Here is a 5,091-nt window from a genome sequence, read left to right on the forward strand (position 1 = left end):
GCAGGGGGCGGAGGGCCACACCTTCTCCCACTTCACCGCCGGTCCGTACCTGGACTCCACGCTCCGGGCACTGCGGGAGGCCTGGCAGCTCACCCAGTCCGCCCGGTCCCGCCGCCAGCCGCGGCTGCTGACCTTCCCCGGCCAGTACGCCACGGCGCTGTGGCTGCACAGCCCGGACGGCGGGCCCGGCGCCGATCTGCTGATCCCGCTGGCCCCGGCGCCGATGGGCGTCACCGCGCACCGCGCCCACCCGGCCTCCGAAGTGCTGCCGCTGCTGACCCGGACGCCGGTCGCCCGGGTCAAGGTCGACCCCCGTCCGCTGCTGCTCGGCACGACGGACGGCGCGCGGCTCGCCTCCGGGGCGCTCTGAGGTCTCCGCCCTCCAGGCGCCCCGCCACCCGGACGGGCCATCCGGCATGGCCCGTCCGGGCCGTCCGCCGGATGGCCCGTCCGGCACCACTTACCGCTCCCGACCACCTGAACGGGTGATCTCTGCCCGGGGGTTGTGGCGCATGTCACGAAATCGCTGCGCGCGCGTCCGTAGATGCCGACACTGGGAACCAGCGTGGAAGGACCTCCTGTCCTACCCACTTGAGCGCCGGCCCACACCTGGCCCGGCGCCGGACAGAATCCGACCACCGCGGCGGCGCCCGCCGGCCTCCGGCGGCACCGCGTCACGGGGAGGATCGCAGAGCGAAGCGAGGGTACGTGTATGTGCCAGCACCGTCCTGAGTGCCCGTCGGCCGAGTCCGAGGACCGCGAGGCCGCCGTCCCGGTGGCCTGCCACCCGGAGCAGGGGTGGAGCCTGCTCTGCAACGGTGTCCTGCTGTTCGAGGACACCGGGGAGCTGCTGCCCGACGGCCGGGTGATCGCCCCGCGCCGGCCGGCCGCGAGCACGGTCTGAGCCGCCGGGGCTCCACGGGGGAACGAGCGCGAAAGGGCAGGGCCCCGGCGGACGGATCCGCCGGGGCCCTGCCGTGCGTCGTGCGCCGAGTAGCGGTCAGACGCCGTACTCGTCCAGCGGCGGGCAGGAGCAGACCAGGTTGCGGTCGCCGTACGCGCCGTCGATCCGGCTGACCGGGGGCCAGTACTTGTCCGCCGGGTTCACGCCGGCCGGGAAGACCGCCTCCTGGCGGGTGTAGCCGTGCGCCCAGTCGCCGGCCAGCGCGGCCGCGGTGTGCGGGGCGTTGCGCAGCGGGTTGTCGTCCGCCGCCCAGGCGCCCGAACCGACCTTCTCGATCTCGGCCCGGATCTCGATCATCGCGTCGCAGAACCGGTCGATCTCGTACAGGTCCTCGGACTCGGTCGGCTCGATCATCAGGGTGCCGGCCACCGGGAAGGACATCGTCGGCGCGTGGAAGCCGTAGTCGATCAGGCGCTTGGCGATGTCGTCCACCGTCACGCCGGTCTCCTTGGTGAGCGGGCGCAGGTCGATGATGCACTCGTGCGCCACCAGGCCGCCGGGGCCGGTGTAGAGCACCGGGAAGTGCGGGGCCAGCCGCTTGGCGATGTAGTTGGCGCTCAGCACCGCGACCTGGGTGGCGCGCTTGAGGCCCTCGCCGCCCATCAGCCGGACGTACGACCAGGAGATCGGCAGGATGCCCGCCGAGCCCCACGGCGCGGCCGAGATCGGGCCGACGCCGGTGGCCGGGCCGGCCTCCTCCTGGAGCGGGTGGTTCGGCAGGTACGGCGCGAGGTGCGCGCGCACCGCCACCGGGCCGACGCCCGGGCCGCCGCCGCCGTGCGGGATGCAGAAGGTCTTGTGCAGGTTCAGGTGCGAGACGTCCGCGCCGAACTTGCCCGGCTTGGCCAGGCCGACCAGCGCGTTCAGGTTGGCGCCGTCGACGTACACCTGGCCGCCGGCCTCGTGCACCAGGCCGCAGATCTCGGTGATCTGGGTCTCGTACACGCCGTGGGTGGACGGGTAGGTGACCATCAGCACGGCGAGGTTGTCGCGGTGCTGCTCGATCTTGGCCTTGAGGTCCTCGACGTCGACGTCGCCGTCGACCAGGGTCTTGACCACGACCACGCGCATGCCGGCCATCACCGCGGAGGCGGCGTTGGTGCCGTGCGCGGAGGACGGGATGAGGCAGACGTCGCGCTGGGCGTCGCCGTTGGCGTGGTGGTAGGCGCGGACGGCCAGCAGGCCGGCCAGTTCGCCCTGGGAGCCGGCGTTCGGCTGGATGGAGACGGCGTCGTAGCCGGTCACCTCGACCAGCTGGCGCTCCAGCCCGCGGATCAGGGTGAGGAAGCCCTCGGCCTGGTCGACCGGCGCGAAGGGGTGCAGCTGGCCGAACTCCGGCCAGGTCACCGACTCCATCTCGGTGGTCGCGTTGAGCTTCATGGTGCAGGAGCCCAGCGGGATCATGCCGCGGTCCAGCGCGTAGTCCCGGTCCGACAGGCGGCGCAGGTAGCGCAGCATGGCGGTCTCCGAGCGGTGGCTGTGGAAGACCGGGTGGGTCAGGTACTCGTCCTCGCGCAGCAGCGCGGCGGGCAGCGCCTCGGCGCTCTCCGCCACCTCGACGCCCTCGACGCCGAACGCGGCCCAGACGCCCGCCAGGTGCTCGCGGGTGGTGGTCTCGTCGGTGGAGACCGAGATCCGGTCCGCGCCGTCCTGGAAGACGTTGACGCCCTGGGCGCGGGCGGCGGCGGCGATCTCGGCGGCGCGGCCCGGGACGACCGCGGTGACGGTGTCGAAGAACTCGCCGTGCAGCAGCTCGACGCCGCCGGCCCGCAGGCCCTCGGCGAGGGCGGCGGCGTAGCGGTGGGTGCGGCGGGCGATGTCGGCCAGGCCGTCCGGACCGTGGTAGACCGCGTACATCGAGGCCATCACGGCGAGCAGCACCTGGGCGGTGCAGATGTTGCTGGTGGCCTTCTCGCGGCGGATGTGCTGCTCGCGGGTCTGCAGGGCCAGGCGGTAGGCGCGGTTGCCGTCGGCGTCCACGGAGACGCCGACCAGGCGGCCGGGCAGCGAACGGGCGTACTCGGCGCGCACCGCGAGGTAGCCGGCGTGCGGGCCGCCGAAGCCCATCGGCACGCCGAAGCGCTGGGAGGTGCCGCAGGCGATGTCGGCGCCGAGCTCGCCCGGGGACTTCAGCAGGGTCAGCGCGAGCAGGTCGGCGGCGACGGCGACGACCGCGCCCAGGCCGTGGGCCTGCTCGATCACCGGGGCGAGGTCGCGGACCACACCGGTGGCGCCGGGGTACTGGAGCAGCACGCCGAACACGCCGCGCTCGGCGATCTCGGCCGGGATGCCCTCGGACAGGTCGGCGACGACGACCTCGACGCCGGTGGGCACGGCGCGGGTGTTGATCACCGCGGTGGTCTGCGGCAGGGTCTCGGCGTCGACCAGGAAGACGCCGCCCTTGACCTTGGTGACGCGGCGGGCCAGGGCCATCGCCTCGGCGGCCGCGGTGCCCTCGTCCAGCAGCGAGGAGCCGGAGGTGGGCAGGCCGGTCAGGTCGGCGACCACGGTCTGGAAGTTGAGCAGCGCCTCCAGGCGGCCCTGCGAGATCTCCGGCTGGTACGGGGTGTACGCGGTGTACCAGGCCGGGTTCTCCATGACGTTGCGCAGGATCACCGGCGGGGTGAAGGTGCCGTAGTAGCCCAGGCCGATCATCGACGTGAGCACGGTGTTGCGGCCGGCCAGCTCGCGCAGCTCGGCCAGGACCTCGGCCTCGCTGCGGCCGGCGGGCAGGTCCAGCGCGGTGATCGAGCGGATCGTCTCGGGCACGGCGGCGGTGGCCAGCTCGTCCAGCGAGCCGTAGCCGACCTGAGCCAGCATCTTCTCCTGCGCGGCGGCGTCGGGGCCGATGTGGCGGTTCTCGAAGGGGCTGGCCTGTTCGAGCTCGGTGAGGGTCGCGGGGGTGGTGGGGCGTCCCGAGTTCGGCTGGGCGTTCATGGTGGTCGAGGCCTCCTGGTCACGGACCGGCGGGGGTGCGCACGCCGGCCGCCTCACCGCTGCGGACAACAGCGGAGCGACCGGTCGGACGAACCCGACAGGCCTCCCCCTCTGTCATCGGGACCTGAGAGCTTCACCCGCGCGGGGCGGCCGTGGGACGCCCCGCCGGCTTGCACCGTCGGTGAGGGTGGGGTCCGCCGGCTCCCTCGCCCGCGATCCTGCCCTGCTTTCCAGAGTGACCTATCCCGCACGGTACGGATGCCTGAGAGATTCCGGGGAGGAGTTGCTCCTTCGGCGCCCCGACCAGCGGCTTCCGCTGTCGGGGACTCTCCCGAGCGGGCTCGGCGGTCGCGCCCAGGGTACCAGCGGGAGGCGGCGCGATCACGGCTGCGTCAGGTCGTTCGGCGACTTCGCGACTGACGGCGGCGGTGACCCGGTCGGCGCAGCACCGCGCCCGTCCGGCCGCACCCCGGTCGCGGGTGTCCGGTTCATGGCTTTTGGTGTGAAGTGGCGTTGTCCTGCGGGCGTTCCGCGAGCTCACCGCACTGGAGGAGAAGAGAGTGCAGACCGACATCGACCCGAGGGACCTGATCGGCCACAAGGCGGTCGACCGCAACGGGGACAAGATCGGCACCATCGACGAGGTGTACCTGGACGACGCCACCGGCCGGCCCGAGTGGGCCGCCGTCCGGACCGGCATCTTCGGCCGGGACGCGTTCGTCCCCCTGACCACGAGCGAGTTCGCCGGCGACGAACTGCGGGTGCCGTACGACAAGTCCCTGGTGAAGGACTCGCCGGACTTCGGCGTGGGCCAGCACCTGTCGCCCGCCCAGGAGCTCCAGCTCTACCGCTACTACGGTCTCGATACCCCGAGCGAGGGGCGGCCTTCGGCGCCGGGCGCGGCCTCGGAATCGGAGCCCGCCGACCTCGACTTCGGCACCACGGCGGCCGGCACCAGCGCGAGCACCGGCACCGACCCCGCCCCGTTGAGCGCGCCCGCCACCAACGGGACGTCCGGCGGCGCCAACGGGACGGGCGCGGCCCACGGCACCAACGCCTCCCGTCCGGCCAAGCAGCTCACCTTCCACCGGGCGGGCGACCTCGACAAGCCGGCCGACCCCGCCCCGCAGGCGCCGCCACGGACCTCCGACGGCCCGGCGCCCGCCCACCCCGCGCCCGTCACCCCGGCC

The 5,091-nt window shown here is 73.6% G+C and carries 2 protein-coding genes, 2 pseudogenes and 1 riboswitch; of the genes and pseudogenes, 3 read left to right on the forward strand and 1 reads right to left on the reverse strand.

The genetic code is table 11. The annotated features are described in order from the left end of the window. Nucleotides 1–370 (forward strand): annotated as a pseudogene (locus ABD308_RS14950) (hypothetical protein); the annotation flags it as partial. A 342-nt stretch (nucleotides 371–712) separates the two neighbouring features. Further along, nucleotides 713–904 (forward strand): DUF5999 family protein, encoded by a 192-nt coding sequence (locus ABD308_RS14955; RefSeq protein WP_344333750.1) that lies wholly within the window; start codon nucleotides 713–715, stop codon nucleotides 902–904. Between the two features lie 96 nt (nucleotides 905–1,000). Here the strand turns inward: ABD308_RS14955 and gcvP are convergent, their stop codons facing one another. Next, complete coding sequence (gene gcvP, locus ABD308_RS14960) at nucleotides 1,001–3,901, reverse strand: aminomethyl-transferring glycine dehydrogenase (RefSeq protein WP_344333751.1); 2,901 nt, start codon at nucleotides 3,899–3,901, stop codon at nucleotides 1,001–1,003. A gap of 240 nt (nucleotides 3,902–4,141) precedes the next feature. Beyond that, nucleotides 4,142–4,245: riboswitch (glycine riboswitch) on the reverse strand. Between the two features lie 216 nt (nucleotides 4,246–4,461). On the opposite strand from gcvP, the pseudogene ABD308_RS14965 reads away from it, so the two are divergent. Beyond that, nucleotides 4,462–4,848 (forward strand): annotated as a pseudogene (locus ABD308_RS14965) (PRC-barrel domain-containing protein); the annotation flags it as partial. Nucleotides 4,849–5,091: the final 243 nt, after the last annotated feature.

Origin of the sequence: Kitasatospora putterlickiae (genome assembly GCF_039527695.1) — a bacterium.
In the GTDB taxonomy this organism is placed as follows: domain Bacteria; phylum Actinomycetota; class Actinomycetes; order Streptomycetales; family Streptomycetaceae; genus Kitasatospora; species Kitasatospora putterlickiae.

Bases quoted from the DNA above. Each gene is read 5' to 3' on its own strand.
- ABD308_RS14955 (WP_344333750.1), top strand. From the start codon at position 713: ATGTGCCAGCACCGTCCTGAGTGCCCGTCGGCCGAGTCCGAGGACCGC.
- gcvP (WP_344333751.1), bottom strand. From the start codon at position 3,901: ATGAACGCCCAGCCGAACTCGGGACGCCCCACCACCCCCGCGACCCTC.